Origin of the sequence: Bradyrhizobium sp. 41S5 (genome assembly GCF_011516665.3) — a bacterium.
Taxonomy (GTDB): Bacteria; Pseudomonadota; Alphaproteobacteria; order Rhizobiales; family Xanthobacteraceae; genus Bradyrhizobium; species Bradyrhizobium quebecense.
This window is the reverse complement of sequence record NZ_CP083721.1, coordinates 3,942,161-3,962,383: the sequence shown is the minus strand read 5'-3', so window position 1 is coordinate 3,962,383 and position 20,223 is coordinate 3,942,161. Positions and strand designations below refer to the sequence as shown.

Here is a 20,223-nt window from a genome sequence, read left to right as displayed (position 1 = left end):
CGGATGAAGCGCCAATCCGGGCAACGTGACCGAGACTAATTCCCGAACAATCCGCCGAACAATCCGCCCGGCCGCTGCTGCTGGGGCGGCGGAGGTGGCGGCTGCTGCTGGTATTGCGGCAGCGGCTGCGGCGGCGGACGCGGCGCGGCCTGCTTCGGCGGCGCGCGCTTCTGGGCCGGCGGCGGAGGCGGCGTCGGCGCCTTCGGCGGATCGGGCGCGGCGGTCACGATGGTCTGGTCCGGCCCTTTGCAGTCGGTCAGCCAGATGTCGTAGATCGGATGCTCGACGCCATGCAGGCCGGGGCTTGCCGCGAACATCCAGCCGGAGAATATCCGCTTCACCTCGCCCTGCAGCGTGATCTCGTCGACCTCGACAAAGGCGTCGGTGTTGGCGGCTTCCGTCGACGGCCGCGTATAGCAGGCGTCGGTCTTCACCCGCAGCGCGCCGAACTGCACGGTCTCGCCGATGTCCTCGTCGAAATTGATGATGCGTCCGGTAATCTTGTCGAGGCCGGAGAAGCTCGCCTTCTTGTTGGTGATCTTGGTCGACGGCGGCTCCTGCACGACCTCGTCGCCCGGCTGCAACGCGGCAGGCGTCTGCGGCGGGGTGCCCTGCGGAGCACCCTGCGGCGCCCCCTTGGGCTGACGCTGCCCCGGCGGCAGGCCAGGCAGCGGATTGGCACCCGGCGGCGTGTTGGCAACGGCGGGACCGCCGGGCTGCGGTGGCTGCACGGCAACGCCGGGCGGAGCGACCGTGCTACCTGGCGGCGGCGCCAGCGGCTGCGACTGCACGCTGCCGGGCGGCGGCACCGCCTGGCCCGGCGGCAACGCCCGCGGCTGCGTCGGCAGCAGGCGGCCGCGCGGCAATTCCGGCACTTCCTCGTCGTCGTCACTGGGAGGCGCCACCTGGCCACGCGGAATCGAGCCGGGCGGACGCGGCGCGGGATCGGAGAAAATCGTTCCGATCTGCGCGCGCGCGGGCGGCGCAAGCGAGATGGTTGAGGCGGCAACCAAGGCCGCAAAGCCAGTCAGGGCAATGGTTCGAAGCATCTCGCGGGCTTTAAAAGGCGAATCGGGCTCGCGACAGTCTACCTTGATATCGGCCGCTCGCAGGCTACCGGTTAACACGCCGAATACGGCGGGGAAAGGGCGCGCGGACGCCCGTCCCCGGCCCTACGCCAGGCATTGGTCACGCTCTGGTCACCCTCTGGTCACTCCCGGGAACACGTGTGATAGTCCTCACGCTGAAGGCGCGCGGCACCGCGTGAAAACCAGGAAAATCCGGATCGAACCGGACCAGCCAGAGGAAACCCAAACATGCCAGATCGCATCAGGCTCGACGGCCGGGTTGCCGTCGTCACCGGGGCTGCCGGCGTCATCGGAACCGCCACGCTCCAGCTGCTTGCCGAACGCGGGGCGCGGATTGTCGCGGTCGACCGCAAGGAGGCCGATCTTGCGGCCGCGATCAAGGACCTCCCCGCCTCGGCCGAGGCCCTCGCGATCACCGCCGACGTCACCGATGAGGACGAGGTCAAGGACTATGTCCGCGCCGCCGTGGACCGCTTCGGCACCATCGACGCCTTCTACAACAACGCCGGCATCGAGGGCGAAATCAGGCCGATCCCGGAATATTCGCTGGAGAGCTTTCGCCGCGTGCTCGACGTCAATGTCGTCGGCGTCTTCCTCGGCATGAAATATGTGCTGCCGGTGATGCTGAAGCAGAACAAGGGCAGCATCATCAACACCGCCTCGATCGCCGGCCTGATGGGATCGCCGATGATTGCGGTCTACAGCGCCAGCAAGCATGCGGTGATCGGGCTGACCAAGAGCGCGGCCTGGGAATGCACCGGCACCGGCGTGCGGGTCAATTGCGTCTGCCCCGGCATGATCGAGAGCCGGATGCTGAGCACCATCCTGCAGGGACGTTCCGGCGGCAACGCGCCGCTACCGGTCGAGAAGATCGTCGACCGCATCCCGGCACGCCGGCTCGGCCTCGCGAGCGAGGTCGCATCGATCGTCGCCTTCCTTGCCTCCGACGAGGCGAGCTACGTCTCCGGCTCCGCCTATACCGTCGATGGCGGCCGCACCGCCGCCTGACACTTCAGTTCAGCATCACAAGAAGGTTCGTTGCCTATGCCCGTCGTTCTCGATCCCGATGCCGCCGCCGTTTACAAGGCTTTCCAGGAGGCCGGCCGCCCCGCCTATGAATCGCTGACCGCACCGGAAGCGCGCGAATATTATCGGGCCGCCCGCATCGTCTCCAATCCCGAGCCGCCGGCGCTTGAGTCGAGCAAGGCGCTTGCGATCCCGGCGCCGCACGGCGCGATCCCGGCCCGCATCTACACGCCGAAGACGCTGCGCAAGACAGACGGGCTCGCGCCGTGCCTGGTGTTCTTCCATGGCGGCGGCTGGGTGATCGGCGATCTCGATACCCATGAGGTGGTTTGCCAGAAGCTTGCCCATGAGGGCGGGCTGATCGTGATCTCGGTCGATTACCGGCTCGCGCCCGAGCACCGATTCCCTGCCGCGGTGGACGACGCCGTCACCGCGACCAAATGGGTCGCCGCCAATGCTGGGGATCTCGGCATCGATGCTTCGCGCCTGATCGTCGGCGGCGATAGCGCCGGCGGCAATCTGGCAGCCGTGGTTACCCTCACCGCCCGCGACGGCGGATTGAAGCTCGCCGCCCAACTGCTGGTCTATCCCGCGACCGATTTCTCGCGAAAACATCCCTCGCATCGCGAGCCCGAGACCAGCATCCTCCTGACGCATTCGGTCATCGGCTGGTTCGGCAACCATTATCTCGGCGACGCCGACAATAGCGACTGGCGCGCCTCGCCCGCGCGCGCGAAAGACTTTGCCGGATTGCCGCCGGCCTATGTGCTGACCGCTGGCGCCGATCCGCTGCGCGACGAGGGCGACGAGTATGCGACATTCCTCAGGGATGCCGGCGTGCCCGTGACCTACCGGCATTTCCCCGGCCAGTTCCATGGCTTCTTCACCATGGGCAAGCTGCTCAATCAGGCCAATGTCGCGGTGACCGAGATCAGCGCCTGGCTGAAGGCACAGGGCTAGTGTCCTCCTCGATCGAAATCGCCAGGCACACGCTGCTCTCCTGCGGTCTGGTCCTGGCGATCGGTACGGTCGCGGCGCTCTTCGCCCAGAAGGTCAGGATTCCCGACGTCGCGGTATTCCTCATCGTCGGCATCCTGATCGGCCCGCATGCCCTTGGACTCGTCAATATCGCCGCCGATTCCGCGCTGAACCAGATCATCCTGCTGTTCGGCGCAAGCTACATCCTGTTCGACGGCGGTGCGACGCTGCGGCTCGCCGTGCTGAAACAGGTCTGGATCACGATCGCGGTGATCGCGACAATGGGCGTCCTGATCACCGCGACCATCACGGGACTGGCGGCCAAATTCATTCTCGGCGTTCCCGCGGTCGTGGCGTTCCTGCTCGCGGCAACGCTCGCCTCGACCGATCCGGCGACGCTCGTACCGATCTTCCGCCAGGTTCGCATCAGGGACCGTGTTGCGCAGACCGTGATGAGCGAGTCCGCGTTCAACGACGCCGTGGGCGCAATCATCACCTTCAGCCTTCTGGGGATGGCGACAGGCAGCGCGTTCTCGTTCTCCGCCACCTTGTTCGAACTGGTGACGCATTCCGCCATCGGTATCGTCGCCGGCATCATGCTGGGTTATCTCGCGGCATTGTTGATCGCTCACGAGAAGTGGGCATTCCTTGCTGAATACGCGCCGGTGGTGACCGTCGTCGCCGTCATCAGCGCCTATTTCGCCGCCGAGGGCATGCATGCATCCGGCTTCATGGCCGTGTTCGTGTTCGGCATCATGCTCGGCAACAAGGAACGTTTCGGGTTCCAAATGGAGCCGGGTGAAGCGCAGAAGCTCGATGAGTTCGTGCTGACCACGGCCTTCATTCTGCGTCTGTTCATTTTCATTCTGCTGGGTGCTCAAGTCAATTTTGCCCTGATGCAGCAGTATTGGCTTGGTGGCGTCGCAGTCACGCTGGTGTTGATGTTCCTTGCGCGCCCCGCGACCGTCTTCCTGTGCGCGCTGCCCGACCGTCGCGCGCGCTGGAGCTTCGCGGAACTGCTGTTCATGTGCTGGACCCGCGAAACCGGCGTCATCCCCGCCGCGCTCGCCGGCCTCATGCTTGGCATGAAGACGCCGGGAGCGGAGATGATCGCCTCCGTCACCTTCGTCGCGATCCTGACCACGATCCTGATCCAGGCCTCCACCACGCGCTGGCTTGCCTCGAAGCTCGGGCTGCTGGAAGCCGACCAGGGCTGACACTTATTCCGCGCCTATAACGCGCCTCCGCCGTTCGTCTCGCATTCCTATGCGGTCGCTCTGATATTCGATTAGGTCATCAGCGCAGCTTTCGCGCGCATGGGAGATCCCTCCCGGATTGGTGCTGCCATGTCACAAGACAACGATCGGAACCCCTACTCTCTGCCGGCGTGCATCGCGATTCTGCTAGTCTTCGGTGCTGCAACTCAGCTCAGCGGGCTCACGACCTGGCTTTGACCACCGGCCTCGAGCAGGAAGTCGGAAAGCACCATGTTCCCGGTTCGGCTCGTCGCGATATGCCAAACAGTCGCAGGCCCGAGAACAGGGTTGCCCTATGCCTGTCGCCGTGCAAAACGGGCAGTGGGTGTCAACTGCATGCCGCAGTGACAGGTAAAGCGATGGTCGGGCCACCACGCGGACTGCGTGCGCCCGATGGATCACCGACTGCCCGCCCAGGACCTGCCGCGAGCCCAACGACTTGCCGAGCAGGCGTTCGCCACGCTCCAGCGCTTCCTGCACGTCGAAGCTGTCGGCGGCGGCGTGCTGCTGGCTGCGGCAGCCGCTGCAATGATCTGGGCCAACTCTGCTTTCGCCGACAGCTATCACGCGCTCTGGCACCAGCAGTTCTCGATCGGGTTTGGCGGCTTCGTCAGCTCCCGATCGCTGCATTTCTGGATCAACGAAGGGCTGATGACGATTTTCTTCCTCGTCGTCGGCATGGAGATTCGGCGCGAGATACATGAAGGCGCGCTGAGCAGGTTCGACCAGGCGATGCTGCCCGTGATCGCGGCAGCCGGCGGCGTCATCGCCCCGGCACTCATTTACATTGGCCTGAATGCCGATCCCGTGCGCGGCCAGGGCTGGGCCGTACCGACGGCAACAGACATCGCCTTTGCCGTGGGAGCGCTCGCTTTGCTGGGACGATCGATCCCGGTCAATCTACGGGTGTTCCTGCTGGCGCTCGCCATCATCGACGACGTCATCGCGGTGTTGATCATCGCCTTCGTCTACTCCGGCGGACTGGAGCTGAGCGGGTTTGTCGTGGCGGCGCTCGGCATCCTGATGGTCGTCGGGCTGCAGCGGATCGGCGTCGGCTCCGCCCTCGCCTACGTTCCGCCGGGCGCGCTGGTCTGGACCGGGCTGCTGATGAGCGGAGCGCATCCGACCCTTGCCGGTGTCGTGCTCGGCCTGATGACCCCGGTGCGGACGATGCCGCTGCGGGAGCCGCCCCTGCAAATGGTGTCGCGCGTGGTCGCGGAGTTGCGCGACGGCGATGCGGCCTGGAAGGATATCCGTCGGCTCAGGTCACGGCGCCGTGCGCTCCACCTCGCGCATCGCGAGATGTTGCCACCCGTCGTGCGCGTGCAGACGGCGCTGCATGGCTGGGTCGCGTTCGGTATCATGCCCTTGTTCGCGTTGGCGAACGCCGGCATCAGCCTGACCGCTTCCGGCCTCGCTGCCGGAGCTCAGTCCGTGATGCTGGGGGTGGGGCTTGCCCTTGCCTTGGGAAAACCGGTCGGCGTGGTCGGTGCCACCTGGCTCGCGGTCAAGCTGGGGCGCTGTCGGCTGGCACCCGGCATGACGTGGGGCGGCGTCTGCCTCATCGGCCTGTTGGCCGGAATCGGTTTCACCATGTCGATATTTACCGCCATGCTCGCCTTCCCCGACGAGGCGCTGCTCAACGCGGCAAAGCTCGGTGTGCTCGGGGGCTCGCTCGCCGCCGCCCTGCTTGGGCTCGGTTGGGGCGTAGCCTACGCGCGTCGTCAGCGCCAAGGGGCAACGGCGCACCCCTGACACTTCGCGGACGGCAAACGAACCCGATCCCCGACGCCTCGCTCCCCCCACGCGCGGTGCCCGGCGCAGCGATTGTGGCGTGGGGCTCGTCATGCTGCGATGCACAATCGGACTGCTTCAAACTTGTGGAAAAGCGAGACAAATCCGTTGACATTGTTAAACTCCATTCGCCGTAACAACTTATGGAGCGTTCGCATGAGTGTCAGTGCAGAAGTCCTCGCCCGCGCCCCGATGGAAACGACGGAGGGCGAAATCGACACGGTGGGTACGCATCGCCCACGCAGCAACATTCGGCCTCTCTCGCCGATGCCGGACTACGTCGAGCACCGCAACGGCGTCAACGAGGTGGGCAAGCTATCGGCCGAGGCGGTCGTGCGCGAATATGAAGCGGCGGTGAAAGAGATCGAGGCCCTTGGAACGGAACTGCAAGCGGCCGCCAAGAACTGCGAGGTCATGGTGGCGGGTGTCCACGACATGATCGCGGAAATCAAGGAGTTCGCTGCAGGTTACCGCGACCAGGGCAAGCGTTTCTTCCTGCAGATCGAAGCCGTCTCGTTGATGACCACGGAGGTCAGGAACACCTGCGAAGCACTCAAGAAGAAGATCGCGACCGACACATTGAGCAATTGATATTTTGGCTCGGGCACGTTTCGTGCTCAGCCATCCGTGGATTTTGGTCGTGCATAGGTGCAGGCCTGCGCTATTCCGGCGCGGCGGAACCGTTAGTTCTATTCGAGACCAACTCGTTCGAGATTAAGTCGTTCAACATCAAGTGGTTCAACATCCGGCCCCGCTTCGGCGGGGCCTTTGTGCTGCGGTGAACTCTGCGCGCGGCGTGTCCGCGACTGGGCCGGATCTGCGTCGATGACCGGCTTAACGTACGTCAGGTGCGCGCTCAGCCATGTCCGTCGCCGGCGGCAAAGCTGAAATCGGGGACCAGCGGTCGCTGAAATCCCTGGCCGGGAGCGCGTCGGTGTCGGAGACGACAACGCCCTCGGTCCGGGGCAGGTGCGACCTGATCGTCGCGGCGGTTGCAGTGACAGCCAGCAGGGTGACGGCCACGAACCCGGTAATCGTTCGATGCTTTGTCATGTAGAACCTCCTCGGGTCCCCAACGCCCACCTAACGTGGGTCACAGGAACCTTCGCGCCGGTTCATCAGTGCGACGACAGCATGGATCGTGTGAGATCTGACAGCGAGCTTGTCCCAAACTCAAATTGCCTCTGCCGGCAGCGCCGGTGAGTTTGGCGACGGTCGCTCATCGGCAGCTGTGTTCGCTTCGCCGCTGGAATCATCCCCCTTCTTTCCAACGATGCGCCGGAGTTGCCGAAGCCGACGACCTACCCCGCGCGCGATGCCCGGCGCAGCGATTGGGGCGGCTGGCCGAAGGCGCGGATGAAGGCGCGGCGCATCCGCTCCGGATCGCGGAAGCCGGTGATCTCGGCGACGCGTTCGATCGCCTCGCCCGACGACTGCACGCGCTGCCGCGCGACTTCGATCCTCAACCGTTCAACCGCTTTCGACGGCGTGGTGCCGGTCTCCGCGATGAAGGCGCGGGTGAAATGCCGCGAGCTCATCCCGGCCTTGTCGGCGAGATCCTCGACCGTCAGCGGCGCGTCGAGGTGCTCGCGCGCCCAGGCGAGCAGCGGCCCGAACCGGCCGTTCGGCGCCTTCAATTCCAGCAGCGAGGAAAACTGCGACTGCCCGCCGCTGCGCCGATGGTACAGCACGAGCTGCCGCGCGGTGTTCTGCGCGACCTCGTCGCCGTAGTCTTCGGTGATCATGGCGAGTGCGAGATCGATGCCGGCGGTGATTCCGGCCGAGCTCCAGATGTTGCCGTCGCGGACGAAGATCTGGTCCGGCTCGAGCTTGACCTTCGGATAGGTCTTCACGAAATGCGGCGTGCGCTGCCAATGCGTGGTGGCACGACGGCCGTCGAGCAGGCCGGCCTCGGCCAGCACATAGGCGCCCGAGCAGACGCTGGCGACGCGGATGCCGCGGCTCGCCATCCGCCGCACGAATGACAGCGTCACAGGACAGGTCGCCGGCGTGCGCACGCCGTTGCCGCCCGCGACGATCAGCGTCGTGATCGCCGCCGACGGCTTGAAGCCGCGCGCCAGCATCTCGACGCCGGACGACGAGCGCACCGGCCCGGCCTTCACCGCGATCGTCTTGATATCAGGCGGGTTGTTGGCGAAGCGCGCCGCGATCTCGAACGCCGCGATCGGGCCGGCCGCGTCGAGCAGCTGGAAGTCGGGAAAGATCAGGATGCCGATCATCTGCCAAATCCTCGCAATGCCAGATCCCCGGAGGCGGCGCCGACGTCCGAAAATGAGGGAATTACGCCATTTTGGACATGAGGCCACCATGGCATCGTGGTTTCGTCAAGCGCTATTTGGAGACCTCCGATGTCCGAACCCCTGCAGATTGGATTGCTCGTCTTCCCGAAGGTGACCCAGCTCGACCTGACCGGCCCGCTGCAGGTGTTCTCCTCGGTCCCCGGCGCCAAGGTGCATCTGATCTGGAAACGGATCGAACCCGTTCCGACCGACTCCGTCATGGTCCTGACGCCGACCACGACCTTTGCCGACTGCCCGCAGCTCGACGTGATCTGCGTGCCCGGCGGGTTCGGCACCGACGACATGGTCGGCGACGAGGAGATGCTCGCCTTCCTGCGCAAGCAGGCCGAGGGGGCGAAATACGTCACGTCGGTCTGTACGGGCTCCCTGGTGCTCGGCGCCGCCGGTCTGCTGAAGGGCTATCGCGCCACCACGCATTGGAGTGCGATCGATTTCCTGGCGGGCTTCGGAGCCATCCCGACCAAGACACGCGTCTGCGTCGACCGCAACCGCTTCACCGGCGGCGGCGTCACCGCCGGCATCGATTTCGCGCTAACGCTGGTGTCCGAGCTCGTCGATCGCAAGACCGCGGAAGCGATCCAGCTCAGGCTCGAATACAACCCGGCCCCGCCGTTCAATGCCGGTTCGCCCGATACCGCGCCGGCCGAGATCCTCGCCTTCATGAAGGAGCGGATGGGACCGGCACACGCGCGCCGGGGCGAATTGATGAGCCGCGCCGCGGCACGGCTGTCCTGACCCGATCGTGAGACAAAGAAGATCGTGAGACAAAGAAAAAGGCCGCCCGGTTTCCCGAGCGGCCCTTCCTGTCTCACGGTAGCCTCACATTTGCGGGCGATTTCCGGACGTCTGCACCGGGGGCCTATCTCCCGGCCGCATCCAACTCGGAGGCCGCTGCTCATCGGGACAGTCGCGATCTGGAGCCCGATCCGACGCGATGGTCTCCCATCTCCGTAAGATGGCTTCATTGAGCCGCGAAGGCGCGCGCAGCGCAAGTGGACAGCATCAGATGTGGCGCACCTGTCCCCGCTGTTACCGTTGTCCACAGCCGCGCGTGCGCTGCACGCGCGGCGTTACGCACAAGCTCGGCGGAAACTAGAATGCGAGAAGCTCAGCTTCGCGGCGTCCAAGCGTGATAGTCGCCGGTCGCCTTGGGGCGGCGGCCGCTCGCCAGCGTCGAGCCGGACGGACGGTAAGCCTGCGCGGTGCCTGTCATGTTCGGCAGATGCGGCTTTTCCCATTCCCGCGGCACGTACGTCTCCTCGGTCGGGGGCACATCAACCGTGTGGTGCAGCCAGCCGTGCCAGCTGGGCGGAATCCGGGACGCTTCGGCATAGCCGTTATAGATCACCCAGCGGCGCTCGAAATGCAGCGTCGGATCGATCTCGCCGCCCTTGGTCCGGTAGTAACGATTGCCCTGCTCGTCCTCGCCGACCAGCTCGCCGTAGCGCGAGGTCCACAATTGCGTGCCAAAGGTCTGGCCGTTCCACCAGGTGAAGAATTTCAGCAGGAATTGTTTCATGCGTGGCCGGTCGGTTCGAGGCAGTCCGGCTCTGATGCCACCTGAATCTCCAAATGTCCAGCCGCCGCCAAGGTAGCCCGGCACTCCCGGAATGGGCCCGGGTGACGGGCCCTTTGGCGACCAAATGACGCGGTCACGGGGAGTTTTGTTCACCCGCCATACATGCGCCGCCGGTCAAGCAAAGATGACGGGCAATCAATGTCGAGCGCAGGAACGTCCGACCGCAGAGATGGTTAGACATTGTCCGATTCAATGGAGTCCAAAATGATCAATATGAAGGTTCTGAGCACCGCCGCGGCGCTGGCGCTTGCGCTGCCGTTGGCCGTGGCGCCGACCGTCTCGTTCGCCCAGTCTGCCGCACAGATGGGCGCGATGGGCGGTGGCGGTGGTGCGCGCGGCGGCGGCGGTGGTGGCGGTGGCCATGTCGGCGGCGGCGGTGGTGGCTTTGGCGGCGGCCGTGGTGCTGCGATGGGCGGTGGCGGCGGCTGGCATGGCGGTGGTGGCGGCAGCCACTGGGCTGGTGGCGGCGGCGGTGGTTGGAGCGGCGGCGGTGGCGGCTGGCACGGCGGTTATCACCGGGGCGGCGGCGGCTTCTGGCCGGGCGCGGTTGCGGGCGCAGTCGTCGGCGGAGCGCTCGCCTCGGGCGCATATTACGGCGGTTATGGCCCCGGATACGGCTACTATGACGACAGCTACGGCTATTACGACGACAGTGCGCCTGTCGCCGTGGAGGTCGCGCCGGGCGGCGACGCGAGCTACTGCGCGCAGCGCTACAGGTCGTACGATCCGGCCTCGGGCACCTATCTCGGCTTTGACGGCCTGCGGCACCCCTGCCCGTAACGCCTCAATGCCTGAGTTGGCGAAGGGCGGCGGCAACGCCGCCCTTTTTCATGTCCGCAACGCCACCGCGACGGCTGCGAACGTCACCACGAGCGCCGCGACGTCGCTCGTGCTGAGCGGCTCGCGCAGCATGGCCGCGGCCGCCAGCACGCCGACGACGGGCACCAGCAACGTGCCGATCGACGCGGTCGCCGCGGGCAGCCGCTCGAGCGCCGCGAACCAGCAGACATAGCAAAGGCAGAACTGGATCAGCGTCATGTAGACCATCGACGCCCAGCCGAACTGCGACAGCGCCGCAAGCTGCGGCTGCTCGATCAGGACGCCGGCGATCGCGATCGGCACGCAGCCGATCGCAAGCTGCCAGGCCGCGAGCGACAGCGGCGGCATCGCGAGCTTGAAGAACTTGGTCAGCACCGTGCCAAGCCCGACGCAAAGCGCGCCGGCGAGCGCGAACAGGAGGCCCGGCAGCTTGCCGAGGCTCGCATCAAGACCGCCACCGCCGATCAGCGCGGCGATGCCGGCAAGCGCCACGCCAAGCGCGAGCGCACGCGGCAACGACACGCGCTCGCCGAGCACCGGCCAGGCCACCAGCGCGACCCATACGGGAATCGAGATCCCGAGCACGGCCGCCTCGCTCGCCCGCAGCCAGATCAACGCCAGGCCCATCGACGCGACCCAGCCGCCGATCGAAAGCGTCGACACCAGCGCAAGCCGCGTCCACATGCCGTCAGGGACGCGCAGCGTCTCGCCCCGTGCGACCGCCACCAGACCGAGTGCGATCGCGCCGACCACGCCGCAGAGCCCGCGCGACGACAGCGGCGGCCACTCCGTGAGCAGGAACTTCATGATCGGGAAGTTGAGACCCCAGCCGGTCGACGCGACCACCAGGAATGCGAGGCCGATCGGTGACAGCGGGGCGCGGCCGGCGACTGGAACTGCGGTCATGGACCCGTCGTAATGTGGGCGGACAAATACAAGTGATGCTGTCAGGGCTAGCTGGAAATCTGCTTGTCAGCAAACAGCATATGCAATCTATGATACAGACTTTCCATCCGGGTTCCGCCTTAATCGGCAGACGGGCCAAGCGAGTCGCAGGCACGCGAGGCCGCAGGAAGAGGATGCATCGTGCCGAGCGTTCTCGTGGTCGATGACGACCCGATGGTGTGCGTCGCCATCGAGGTGTGTTTGCAGCGCCAGGGCTTCGACGTCACCGTCGCAGATGGCGGTGAATCGGGCATGCGCGCGCTGGACAAGGCGTCGTTCGACGTCATGCTGGTCGACGTCTTCATGCCGCATATGCGCGGTTTCGAGGCGATCCGCGTCTTCCACGAGCGCGCGCCCCATGTTCCGGTGATCGCGATGTCCGGCTATGCCTTCGCCAATGCCGACCGTGCGCCGGATTTCCTGCGGATGACGATCGAACTCGGCGCGTCAGCCTGCCTGCGCAAGCCGTTTACCCCGCAGGCGCTGATTGCCGCCGTTAACGAATGTCTTGCGAAGTCCGCTCCTTCTGCTCGTCTTTCCAAATAATTGCTCGTACTAATCGTCGATGGCTTCCCAGCGTCTCATCCTCGGCAGCGGCCTTGCGATCCTCCTCGTCATCAGCGCGGCGTCGATCGGGCTGGATGTCAAGTCGCGCAGCGAGATTGATTCGGTCGATCACGCACTCGCCATCCTCAAGCGCATTTCGGATGCGCGTTCGCTGCCGCGCGGCGTCGAGAGCGCGGCGCGCGGGTTCGCGCTGACGGGCGACGCCTCCTTCGCCGACGAGTTTCGCGAGCAGAGCACCACCCTCACCGCCGCCTTCGACGATTTGATGGCTGCGGTGGAGTCGGCCCCGGACGAGGCGCAACTGATCGCGGGGACCAAGGGACAGGTCGAGCGCGCCATTGCGCTCGGTGCCGAGCTCATCAGGTTGCGCACGGCGGGCGACACGGCCGGCGCCGCGGCACTGATCTCCGCGGGCGAGAGCCGCGCGCTGATGGACAAGGTCGGCGCGGCGCTCGACCGCCTGGTCGCCGAAGAGCGGCGCCTGCTCGGGATCCGCACCGAACAGTCGAAGACCAATGGCCGGCTGTTGCTGGCGGTCGACCTTGCCGGCGTGGTGATGATCCTGCTGCTCGCGGTCGCGCTGACGCTGGCGGCCCGGCGCGCCAGCCGCGAACTGCAGGGCGCGCTCAGCGCGACCAAGGCGACCAACCTGTCACTCGAGGGCAAGGTGGCCGAACGCACCAAGGATCTCGGCACCGCGCTCGAAGAGCTCCGCCGCTCCACCTCGGTGATGGAAACGACGTTCCGCAGCATGGCGGAGGCGGTGCTTGTCATCGACACCAGCGGCACCGTGCTGCTCTCGAACCCGGCTGCCGAGAAGATGCTGCGCTACAAACCGGGCATGACGGTCCGCCAGCTGCGCGACCTCAGCAACGTCTTCGAGGCCGACGGCGTCACGCCGATGCGGGCCGACGACATGCCGTCGGCCAGGGCGCTGCGCGGCGAGGAATTCGACGGGCTGGAATTCGTCGCCAAGCCGGTCCGAGGCGTCCCTCCGATTCACCTCGTGGTGTCGGGCCGGCCGCTGCGCGACGACGATAGCACCATCACCGGCGCGGCGCTGATCTATCACGACATCACCGCCTCGCGCGAAACCGAGCACAAGCTGCAGCAGGCGCAGAAGCTCGACGCCATCGGCAAGTTGACCGGGGGCGTCGCGCACGACTTCAACAACATGCTGACGGTCATCACCGGCACCACCGAGACGCTGGTCGACAGCCTGCGCAGCCAGCCGAAGCTTGTGCAAACCGCCGAGCTGATCGACCGCGCCGCCGAACGGTGCCGCGAGCTGATCCAGCATCTGCTCGCCTTCGCCCGGCGCCAGCCGCTGGAGCCGCGCACCGTCGACATCAACGGCACCGTGGTCGATATCGCCAAGCTGCTGCGGCCGACGCTCGGCGAGCAGATCGAGATCGATCAGGTGCTCGCGCCCGATGTCGCCAGCGTACACATCGACCCGTCGCAGCTTGCCAACTCGCTGCTCAACATGGCGATCAACTCCCGCGACGCGATGCCGAACGGCGGCAAGCTGTTGTTCGAGACCAGCAACATCGTGCTCGACGACACCTATGCGGCTGTTAATCCCGACATCACGCCGGGCCGTTACGTGCTGCTCGCGGTCAGCGACACCGGCACCGGCATGTCGCACGCGGTGCAGGACAAGGTGTTCGAGCCGTTCTTCACCACCAAGGAGGTCGGCAAGGGCTCCGGCCTCGGCATGAGCATGGTGTACGGCTTCGTCAAGCAGTCCGGCGGCCATATCAAGATCTACAGCGAGGAAGGCCACGGCACCACGATCAAGCTCTATCTGCCCCCTGCCGGCGGTCAGGTCGAGGTGGAGGCGCCTGCGCCGGAGCCGCCGCGGCGCGGCAGCGAAGTCATCCTGGTCGTGGAAGACGACCAGTTGGTGCGCAACTACGTGGTCACGCAGCTTGGCGCCCTCGGCTACAAGACCATTGCCGTGCCCGACGCCCGCGCCGCGCTGGCGCTGGTCGACAAGGGCGAAAAGTTCGACCTCTTGTTCACCGACGTCATCATGCCCGGCGGCATGAACGGCCGCCAGCTCGCAGACGAAGTGAGAAAGCGGCGGCCCGGCCTCAAGGTGCTCTACACCTCGGGCTACACCGAGAACGCGATCGTGCATCACGGCCGCCTCGACGAGGGCGTGCTGCTGCTGGCAAAGCCCTATCGCAAGGCACAGCTCGCCAGCATGCTGCAGCAGGCGCTCGGCGAGTGATGTGAGCTACCGCGTCGCCAGCGCGACGCCGGCCAGCGTGAACATCAGGGCTGTGATCTGGGTCGGCCCGAGCGGCTCGTGCAGCGCGACGGCGGAGGCAATCACGCCGATGACAGGCACCGCCATGGTGCCGATCGCCGCCACCGAGGCCGGCAACCGGGCGAGCGCGGCAAACCAGGCGACATAGGCGACGCAGAACTGGATCAGCGTCGAATAGGCAAGGAGCCACCAGCCGACCGTCGTGACTCGATCGAGATGCGTGGTCTCGATCATGAGGCCGATGATCGCGATCGGCACGCAGCCGAGCCCGATCTGCCAGGCCGCGGCCGGGATCGGCGGCATCACCAGCGGGTATTTCTTCGCCAGCACCGTGCCGAGCGCAAAGCCGAACGCGCCGCCGAGCGCCATGATGATCCCTGGCAGCTTCTCCTTGCTCGCGGAAATCCCGTTGCCGCCCATGATCGCGGCAAGCCCCGCGAACGCCATCACCAGCGCGATGGTCCGCAGCCACGTCGGCCGCTCGCCGAGCACCGGCCAGGCCAGCAGCGAAGCCCAGACCGGCATGGTGTAGGCGATCAATGCGGTCTCGCTCGCCGGCAGCCACAACAGCGCGAGCCCCATCAGCACCATCCAGCCGGAGACGTTGAGCGCCGCATACAGCACGAGGCGCGGCCACAGCCTTGCCTCGACACGCAGGCTCTGGGCGCGGAGCACCGCCAGCACCGCCAGCAGCACGGCGCCGATCACGCCGGTGATGCCGCGCAGGGTCAGCGGCGGCAGCTCGCTGAGCAGGAACTTGGTCGACGGCCAGTTGAACCCCCAGCCCACCGAGGTGATGGCGAGGAACATCAGGCCGGCGGGCGCAAGGCGCGGCCGCCCGGAAGGCTTCTGGTCTGTCATGGAACCCGGCAAGGGTGTGAAGAGGATGTGAGTCGGCCGCAGCTTGCCCGCGATTTTGTCGCCCGACCATCACGGCTCTGACATGCCTGATCCGTAGTTTGCCCGTAGCCTTACGTGAGTCCCCAAAATTCAATCCGCCAGCGCGAATAAAAACTTCGCCTGTGAACAGCGGGGCGAACCTCCAATCCACAGGCGGAGCGAATTTTTTTGGCTTGGGAATCCCTCAGGACTCACCGATAGTTGGCTCGATCACAGACGCGGCACCGGCCCCTGTTATCCCCCTCCTTCCACCATATTTAGTGTTTGATTCAGAAACTCGCACTAGTCCTTGACGGGCGCAACGGACATGGCCTAGCTTTCAACCTGTTCGGCGCGAGTGTGTTTGGGTCCCCGCCGGTCGCTCCCACAAGGGTTCCAAAATGACCACTCCGCCAGGCCTTCGGGCCGCGGGTGAAGGGCTTGTCTGCCCTGATTTTGGGCCGAGTCCTTTGGACTTGGTTCGGGAGCACAGAACGGGCCGAGAAGGACCCGGAAACAGAGGCCGTAACCGGCCCGCGAGAAGCGTACGCGTGACGTGTCGCGTGAGCGTTTGGGGCGTTGAATGCATGACCCGGAGGACCCGAAACATCGGTGTCCGCGCCGGGATCGTGCCGCCGCCAGGGCCGGATCAAACCGGCGCCGAGCGGATGAGAGAAACAGGCCGGGTCCACCGGCTGAGCTGCGGATGACGGGAGGCGTGCTGACGCGTGTTCCCTGATGTCCGCGAACGATAACATTCCGGCACCTGCGGAGAAACGTGGGGCCGGGCAGAAGAAGAGACGGGGCTCGACCATGCGAATCGAACGACGCAACACCACCAGCGGACAGTCTCCCTATGCCGGGATCAATTTCCGCCTGACCACATCTGAGATCCGCAACCCGGACGGCTCGGTCGTGTTCCGCGCCGAGAACGTCGAGGTTCCGGAGTTCTGGTCGCAGGTCGCCTCCGACGTGCTGGCGCAGAAGTATTTCCGCAAAGCGGGCGTCGCCGCGCGCCTGAAGAAGGTCGAGGAAGAGACCGTGCCGTCGTGGCTGTGGCGTTCGGTGCCGGACACCGAGGCGCTCGCCACCCTGCCCGAGAACGAGCGCATCGTCGGCGAGACCAGCGCAAAACAGGTGTTCGATCGCCTCGCCGGCTGCTGGACCTATTGGGGCTGGAAGGGCGGCTACTTCTCCACCGAGGAAGATGCGCTGGCCTTTTTCGACGAACTCCGCTTCCAGCTGGCAAAGCAGATGGTCGCGCCGAACTCGCCGCAGTGGTTCAACACCGGCCTGCACTGGGCCTATGGCGTCGATGGTCCCGGCCAAGGGCATTACTACGTCGATTGGAAAACCGGCAAACTGACAAAATCGAAGTCGGCCTATGAGCATCCGCAGCCGCATGCCTGCTTCATCCAGGGCGTCGGCGACGACCTCGTCAACGAGGGCGGCATCATGGACCTCTGGGTGCGCGAGGCGCGCCTGTTCAAGTATGGCTCCGGCACCGGCTCCAACTTCTCGAGCCTGCGCGGCGAAGGCGAAAAGCTCTCCGGCGGCGGCCGCTCGTCCGGCCTGATGAGCTTCCTCAAGATCGGCGACCGCGCCGCGGGCGCGATCAAGTCGGGCGGCACCACCCGCCGCGCCGCCAAGATGGTCGTGGTCGATGCCGATCACCCCGACATCGAGACCTATATCGACTGGAAGGTGAAGGAGGAGCAGAAGGTCGCCGCCCTCGTCACCGGCTCCAAGATCAACCAGAAGCACCTCAAGGCCGTGATGAAGGCCTGCGTGAACTGCGAAGGCAGTGGCGACGACTGCTTCGATCCCGAGAAGAACCCTGCGCTCCGCCGCGAGATCAAGCTCGCGCGCCGCAGCCTCGTGCCCGACAACTACATCAAGCGCGTCATCCAGTTCGCCAAGCAGGGCTACAAGGACATCCAGTTCGACATCTACGACACCGACTGGGATTCGGAAGCCTACCTCACCGTCTCCGGCCAGAACTCCAACAACTCGGTGTCGCTGAAGGATGACTTCCTGCGCGCGGTCGAGACCGACGGCGACTGGAACCTGGTCGGCCGCACCACCAGGAAGGTGACGAAGACGCTGAAGGCGCGCGACCTCTGGGAGAAGATCGGTTACGCGGCTTGGGCAAGCGCCGATCCCGGCCTGCACTTCAACACCACGATGAACGACTGGCACACCTGCAAGGCGTCCGGTGACATCCGCGCCTCCAATCCGTGCTCGGAATACATGTTCCTCGACGACACGGCGTGCAACCTCGCCTCCGCCAACCTGCTGACGTTCTACAGCTCGACCACCAAGCGGTTCGACATCGAGTCGTATGAGCACCTCTGCCGGCTCTGGACCATCGTGCTCGAAATCTCGGTGATGATGGCCCAGTTCCCGTCGAAGGCGATCGCCGAGCTCTCCTACGAGTTCCGCACCCTCGGCCTCGGCTTCGCCAATATCGGCGGCCTGCTGATGACCATGGGCCTGCCCTATGACTCGAAGGAAGGCCGCTCGCTCTGCGGCGCGCTGACCGCCGTCATGACCGGCATCTCCTACAAGACCTCGGCCGAGATGGCGGCCGAACTCGGCACCTTCCCGGGCTACAAGAAGAACGCCGCGCACATGCTGCGCGTGATCCGCAACCACCGCCGCGCCGCCCACGGCGAAAGCCGCGGCTATGAGGCGCTCGCCGTCAATCCGGTGGCGCTCGACCACGACTCCTGCCCGCAGGCCGACATCGTCGCGCACGCCAAGCTGGCGTGGGATGACGCGCTGGCGCTCGGCGAGGTCAACGGCTATCGCAACGCGCAAGTCACCGTCGTGGCGCCGACCGGCACCATCGGCCTGGTGATGGATTGCGACACCACCGGCATCGAGCCTGATTTCGCGCTGGTGAAGTTCAAGAAGCTCGCCGGCGGCGGCTACTTCAAGATCATCAACCAGGCGGTGCCGGCCGCCTTGCGCGCGCTCGGCTACCGCGAGAGCGATATCGCGGAGATCGAGGCCTACGCCGTCGGCCACGGCTCGCTGTCGAATGCGCCAGGGATCAACGCCTCCACCCTCAAGGCAAAGGGCTTCACCGACGAAGCCATTGCCAAGGTGGAAAAGGCACTCCCGACCGCGTTCGACATCAAGTTCGCCTTCAACAAGTGGACTTTTGGCGAAGACTTCATTCGCGACACGCTCGGCATCGGCTCCGAGGCCATCGCCGCGCCGGGCTTCGACCTGCTCGCGGCCGTTGGCTTCACCAAGCGCGAGATCGAGGCCGCCAACGTGCACATCTGCGGCGCGATGACGGTGGAAGGTGCCCCGCATCTGAAGGCCGAGCACTATCCCGTGTTCGACTGTGCCAATCCCTGCGGCAAAATTGGAAAACGCTATCTCTCGGTCGAGAGCCACATAAGGATGATGGCGGCCTCGCAGCCGTTCATCTCGGGCGCGATCTCCAAGACCATCAACATGCCGAACGACGCCACGGTGGAGGACTGCAAGTCCGCCTACCTGCTGTCGTGGAAGCTGGCGCTGAAGGCCAACGCGCTCTACCGCGACGGCTCGAAACTGTCGCAGCCGCTCAACTCGCAGCTCATCTCCGACGATGAGGACGAGGACGATGCGGTGGAAGCGCTCTACGAGAAGCCGATGGCGGCGCGCGCCGCCCAGGTCTCGGAGAAGATCGTCGAGAAGCTGGTCGAGCGCATCATCGTGATGCGCGAGCGCGAGAAGATGCCGGATCGCCGCAAGGGCTACACCCAGAAGGCTGTTGTCGGCGGCCACAAGGTGTACCTGCGCACCGGCGAATATGACGACGGCCGGCTCGGCGAGATCTTCATCGACATGCACAAGGAAGGCGCGGCGCTGCGCTCCTTCATCAACAACTTCGCGATCGCGGTCTCGCTCGGTCTGCAATACGGCGTGCCGCTGGAAGAATATGTCGACGCCTTCACCTTCACCCGCTTCGAGCCCGCGGGCCCGGTGCAGGGCAACGACTCGATCAAGTACGCGACCTCGATCCTCGACTATGTCTTCCGCGAGCTCGCGGTGAGCTATATGAGCCGCTTCGACCTCGCCCATGTCGATCCGAACGAGTCTGGCTTCGACGCGCTCGGCAAGGGCGTCGAGGAAGGCAAGGAGCCGGATGAGGCCCCCGCCCAGCACCAGGCGACCAAGTACGTGTCGAAGGGCCTGACCCGTTCGCGCACCGACAACCTCGTCGTCATGCGCGGCGGCTCGGCCGCGGTGAGCGCGAGCGCCGACAACGCGCCCGCCGGCGGCAGCCGCGTCACGTCGCTGGCCTCGCACGGCGCCAGCGCCCGCGGCGCCTCCGACACCATCGAAGGCGCGGTCGCCCTGAAGCAGGAGGTCAGCCACGACCTCTCGCCGACCGAGAAGCTCGAGGCGCTGAACTGGAGCAAGCCCGGCACCGCCGCAGCCGCCGCTCCGTCCAAGGCGGAGCGTCGCGCCGAAGCCAAGGCCAAGGGCTACGAAGGCGAGATGTGCTCGGAGTGCGGCAACTTCACGCTGGTGCGGAATGGGACCTGCATGAAGTGCGATACGTGTGGGAGCACGACGGGGTGTTCGTGAGGTGATAGATCACACCAACAAAATTACAAAGGCCGCTCAAACGAGCGGCCTTTCCTTTTGTAGCCCGGATAAGCGATATCCGCGATCAGCACCACCGGTCGCCCAA

Annotated in this window: 16 protein-coding genes; 10 read left to right on the top strand and 6 right to left on the bottom strand. The window is 65.7% G+C overall.

Annotated features, from left to right (window positions below):
* Window positions 1-35: 35 nt before the first annotated feature.
* Window positions 36-1,049: a DUF2155 domain-containing protein gene (locus HAP47_RS18885; protein ID WP_173643316.1), complete on the bottom strand. Its 1,014-nt coding sequence runs from the start codon at window positions 1,047-1,049 to the stop codon at window positions 36-38.
* Between the two features lie 267 nt (window positions 1,050-1,316).
* Between HAP47_RS18885 and HAP47_RS18880 the strand changes: the two genes are divergently transcribed.
* The 5 genes from HAP47_RS18880 (at window position 1,317) to HAP47_RS18860 (ending at window position 6,733) form a co-directional block, all read left to right on the top strand.
* On the top strand, window positions 1,317-2,096 hold the full coding sequence (locus HAP47_RS18880; RefSeq protein ID WP_173643315.1) for an SDR family NAD(P)-dependent oxidoreductase: 780 nt from the start codon (window positions 1,317-1,319) through the stop codon (window positions 2,094-2,096).
* A gap of 36 nt (window positions 2,097-2,132) precedes the next feature.
* Complete coding sequence (locus HAP47_RS18875; RefSeq protein ID WP_173643314.1) at window positions 2,133-3,074, top strand: alpha/beta hydrolase; 942 nt, start codon at window positions 2,133-2,135, stop codon at window positions 3,072-3,074.
* Window positions 3,074-4,309: a cation:proton antiporter gene (locus HAP47_RS18870; RefSeq protein ID WP_173643313.1), complete on the top strand. Its 1,236-nt coding sequence runs from the start codon at window positions 3,074-3,076 to the stop codon at window positions 4,307-4,309. The genes HAP47_RS18875 and HAP47_RS18870 overlap by 1 nt, the downstream gene beginning before the upstream one ends.
* A 432-nt stretch (window positions 4,310-4,741) precedes the next feature.
* Window positions 4,742-6,103, top strand: coding sequence for a Na+/H+ antiporter NhaA (nhaA, locus tag HAP47_RS18865; RefSeq protein WP_173643312.1), 1,362 nt, complete (start codon window positions 4,742-4,744; stop codon window positions 6,101-6,103).
* Window positions 6,104-6,298: 195 nt separating this feature from the next.
* Window positions 6,299-6,733, top strand: a complete 435-nt coding sequence (locus HAP47_RS18860) for a hypothetical protein (RefSeq protein WP_231168930.1) — start codon at window positions 6,299-6,301, stop codon at window positions 6,731-6,733.
* Between the two features lie 243 nt (window positions 6,734-6,976).
* On the opposite strand, the gene HAP47_RS18855 is transcribed toward HAP47_RS18860, so the two are convergent.
* Complete coding sequence (locus tag HAP47_RS18855) at window positions 6,977-7,195, bottom strand: hypothetical protein (protein ID WP_173643311.1); 219 nt, start codon at window positions 7,193-7,195, stop codon at window positions 6,977-6,979.
* A 248-nt stretch (window positions 7,196-7,443) separates the two neighbouring features.
* Complete coding sequence (locus HAP47_RS18850) at window positions 7,444-8,382, bottom strand: GlxA family transcriptional regulator (RefSeq protein WP_173643310.1); 939 nt, start codon at window positions 8,380-8,382, stop codon at window positions 7,444-7,446.
* A 129-nt stretch (window positions 8,383-8,511) separates the two neighbouring features.
* On the opposite strand from HAP47_RS18850, the gene HAP47_RS18845 reads away from it, so the two are divergent.
* Window positions 8,512-9,198 carry a DJ-1/PfpI family protein gene (locus HAP47_RS18845; RefSeq protein ID WP_173643309.1) on the top strand — a complete coding sequence of 229 codons (687 nt, stop codon included), beginning with the start codon at window positions 8,512-8,514 and terminating at the stop codon, window positions 9,196-9,198.
* Between the two features lie 373 nt (window positions 9,199-9,571).
* Here HAP47_RS18845 and HAP47_RS18840 read toward each other — a convergent pair whose 3' ends face one another.
* Entirely contained in the window at window positions 9,572-9,982 is a 411-nt protein-coding gene (locus HAP47_RS18840) for an NADH:ubiquinone oxidoreductase subunit NDUFA12 (RefSeq protein ID WP_173643308.1), read from the bottom strand.
* A gap of 264 nt (window positions 9,983-10,246) precedes the next feature.
* On the opposite strand from HAP47_RS18840, the gene HAP47_RS18835 reads away from it, so the two are divergent.
* Window positions 10,247-10,822, top strand: a complete 576-nt coding sequence (locus tag HAP47_RS18835) for a BA14K family protein (protein ID WP_173643307.1) — start codon at window positions 10,247-10,249, stop codon at window positions 10,820-10,822.
* Window positions 10,823-10,870: 48 nt separating this feature from the next.
* On the opposite strand, the gene HAP47_RS18830 is transcribed toward HAP47_RS18835, so the two are convergent.
* A complete protein-coding gene (locus HAP47_RS18830) occupies window positions 10,871-11,767 on the bottom strand; it encodes a DMT family transporter (protein WP_173643306.1) in 897 nt (298 codons plus the stop codon).
* Window positions 11,768-11,947: 180 nt separating this feature from the next.
* Here HAP47_RS18830 and HAP47_RS18825 point away from each other — a divergent pair, with 180 nt between their 5' ends.
* Window positions 11,948-12,352 carry a response regulator gene (locus HAP47_RS18825; RefSeq protein WP_173643305.1) on the top strand — a complete coding sequence of 135 codons (405 nt, stop codon included), beginning with the start codon at window positions 11,948-11,950 and terminating at the stop codon, window positions 12,350-12,352.
* A gap of 19 nt (window positions 12,353-12,371) precedes the next feature.
* Window positions 12,372-14,609 carry a CHASE3 domain-containing protein gene (locus HAP47_RS18820; protein ID WP_173643304.1) on the top strand — a complete coding sequence of 746 codons (2,238 nt, stop codon included), beginning with the start codon at window positions 12,372-12,374 and terminating at the stop codon, window positions 14,607-14,609.
* A gap of 6 nt (window positions 14,610-14,615) precedes the next feature.
* On the opposite strand, the gene HAP47_RS18815 is transcribed toward HAP47_RS18820, so the two are convergent.
* Window positions 14,616-15,509, bottom strand: a complete 894-nt coding sequence (locus HAP47_RS18815; protein WP_173643303.1) for a DMT family transporter — start codon at window positions 15,507-15,509, stop codon at window positions 14,616-14,618.
* An 831-nt stretch (window positions 15,510-16,340) separates the two neighbouring features.
* On the opposite strand from HAP47_RS18815, the gene HAP47_RS18810 reads away from it, so the two are divergent.
* Window positions 16,341-20,117 (top strand): vitamin B12-dependent ribonucleotide reductase, encoded by a 3,777-nt coding sequence (locus tag HAP47_RS18810; RefSeq protein WP_173643302.1) that lies wholly within the window; start codon window positions 16,341-16,343, stop codon window positions 20,115-20,117.
* The last annotated feature ends 106 nt before the right edge of the window (window positions 20,118-20,223 follow it).

Coding starts and splice junctions, on each gene's coding strand:
- HAP47_RS18885 (WP_173643316.1), bottom strand. CDS start 1,049: ATGCTTCGAACCATTGCCCTGACTGGCTTTGCGGCCTTGGTTGCCGCC.
- HAP47_RS18880 (WP_173643315.1), top strand. CDS start 1,317: ATGCCAGATCGCATCAGGCTCGACGGCCGGGTTGCCGTCGTCACCGGG.
- HAP47_RS18875 (WP_173643314.1), top strand. CDS start 2,133: ATGCCCGTCGTTCTCGATCCCGATGCCGCCGCCGTTTACAAGGCTTTC.
- nhaA (WP_173643312.1), top strand. CDS start 4,742: ATGGATCACCGACTGCCCGCCCAGGACCTGCCGCGAGCCCAACGACTT.
- HAP47_RS18860 (WP_231168930.1), top strand. CDS start 6,299: ATGAGTGTCAGTGCAGAAGTCCTCGCCCGCGCCCCGATGGAAACGACG.
- HAP47_RS18855 (WP_173643311.1), bottom strand. CDS start 7,195: ATGACAAAGCATCGAACGATTACCGGGTTCGTGGCCGTCACCCTGCTG.
- HAP47_RS18850 (WP_173643310.1), bottom strand. CDS start 8,382: ATGATCGGCATCCTGATCTTTCCCGACTTCCAGCTGCTCGACGCGGCC.
- HAP47_RS18845 (WP_173643309.1), top strand. CDS start 8,512: ATGTCCGAACCCCTGCAGATTGGATTGCTCGTCTTCCCGAAGGTGACC.
- HAP47_RS18840 (WP_173643308.1), bottom strand. CDS start 9,982: ATGAAACAATTCCTGCTGAAATTCTTCACCTGGTGGAACGGCCAGACC.
- HAP47_RS18835 (WP_173643307.1), top strand. CDS start 10,247: ATGATCAATATGAAGGTTCTGAGCACCGCCGCGGCGCTGGCGCTTGCG.
- HAP47_RS18830 (WP_173643306.1), bottom strand. CDS start 11,767: ATGACCGCAGTTCCAGTCGCCGGCCGCGCCCCGCTGTCACCGATCGGC.
- HAP47_RS18820 (WP_173643304.1), top strand. CDS start 12,372: ATGGCTTCCCAGCGTCTCATCCTCGGCAGCGGCCTTGCGATCCTCCTC.
- HAP47_RS18815 (WP_173643303.1), bottom strand. CDS start 15,509: ATGACAGACCAGAAGCCTTCCGGGCGGCCGCGCCTTGCGCCCGCCGGC.
- HAP47_RS18810 (WP_173643302.1), top strand. CDS start 16,341: ATGCGAATCGAACGACGCAACACCACCAGCGGACAGTCTCCCTATGCC.